A 933-nucleotide genomic window follows, 5' to 3' on the forward strand; every position below is an offset into this window, starting at 1 on the left:
TTTAGACGGCTATGCCGCCAATCCCGGCGATTTATCCTGGGAAGGTATGAAGGTGCTTGGAGAATGTACAATTTATGATCGTACAGCTCCGGAAGAGGTATTAGAACGTGCAGCCGGTGCAGAAGCAATTCTGACTAACAAGGTAATCATCAATGCAGACCACATGGCTGCACTGCCCGAACTGAAATATATCGGTGTGTTGGCTACCGGATACAATGTGGTAGACACAGCTGCTGCAAAAGAACGGGGAATCGTCGTTACTAATATTCCTTCATACAGCACCGCTTCCGTTGCTCAAATGGTATTTGCGCATATCCTGAACATCACTCAACAAGTGCAACACCACTCTGAAGAAGTGCATAAAGGTCGTTGGGCTAATAACAAGGATTTCTGTTTTTGGGATACTCCATTGATGGAACTACGGGAAAAGAAAATCGGTCTGGTAGGACTGGGAAATACCGGATATACCACAGCGCGCGTTGCTATCGGTTTCGGTATGCAAGTGTATGCATTGACTTCCAAATCTCACTTCCAGTTGCCACCGGAAATCAAGAAGATGGATTTAGATCAGTTGTTCAGCGAATGTGATATTATCAGTTTGCACTGCCCGCTTACTCCGGAGACACGCGAAATGGTAAATGCACGCCGTTTGGGTATGATGAAGCCGACAGCTATTTTAATCAACACCGGTCGCGGCCCGCTTATCAACGAACGAGACCTTGCAGACGCTTTGAACAATGGCAAGATTTATGCAGCCGGAGTAGACGTGCTTTCTACTGAACCGCCTTGTGCCGACAATCCATTACTAACTGCGAAGAACTGCTACATCACTCCGCACATTGCCTGGGCAACCATCGAGGCTCGTGAACGTCTGATGAATATTGCAATCAGTAACCTTCAGGCTTACATTGCCGGAAAACCGGAGAATATAGT

1 protein-coding gene is annotated in these 933 nt (G+C 46.9%); it reads left to right on the plus strand.

Annotation, left to right across the window (positions count from 1 at the left end; genetic code table 11):
* On the plus strand, positions 1-933 hold a 933-nt coding region (locus tag AB5935_RS26820; RefSeq protein WP_368327958.1), incomplete at both ends, for a D-2-hydroxyacid dehydrogenase.

The sequence above is a fragment of the Phocaeicola sp. RTP21198st1_B8_RTP21198_201120 genome (assembly GCF_040929485.1).
Classification (GTDB): domain Bacteria; phylum Bacteroidota; class Bacteroidia; order Bacteroidales; family Bacteroidaceae; genus Phocaeicola; species Phocaeicola dorei.